This is a genomic window from Streptobacillus felis, assembly GCF_001559775.1.
Taxonomy (GTDB): domain Bacteria; phylum Fusobacteriota; class Fusobacteriia; order Fusobacteriales; family Leptotrichiaceae; genus Streptobacillus; species Streptobacillus felis.
In genome coordinates this window covers 1-409 of the sequence record NZ_LOHX01000028.1, presented here as the reverse complement: position 1 = coordinate 409, position 409 = coordinate 1, and the positions used below count along the sequence as shown (strand labels likewise).

The following is a 409-nucleotide window of genomic DNA, read 5'->3' as shown; positions in this document are numbered from 1 at the left end:
GTTAGTTGCACCTGAAGTTACTGGCCTAACCGTAAGGAGGGAAGTACCTAAGGTGTGATTAGTGATTGGGGTGAAGTCGTAACAAGGTATCCGTACCGGAAGGTGCGGATGGATCACCTCCTTTCTAAGGAGAAAACATAAAATGGGTTATTAGAACTTAGATTACTTTGAGTTTGTTTGCTTTATTTATTCCTTTTACTTGAAGGAGTTCTAAAAGATGACATAGGACAATGAGAAATGAATAGTAGAAAGTAAAGAATTACAACTTTAAACAGAGACGAAAGAAAAGATAAGTAGTTAAACTGTAAAAAAATATAGAAAAGATGATTAAAAAGCTAATTAAGGGCACATGGAGGATGCCTAGGTAGTAAAAGCCGAAGAAGGACGTGATAAGCTGCGAAAAGCTCAG

1 rRNA gene is annotated in these 409 nt (G+C 36.9%); it reads left to right on the top strand.

The features are described from left to right. Positions 1–124 (top strand): 16S ribosomal RNA (locus tag AYC60_RS00405); the annotation flags it as partial. Positions 125–409 lie beyond the last annotated feature (285 nt).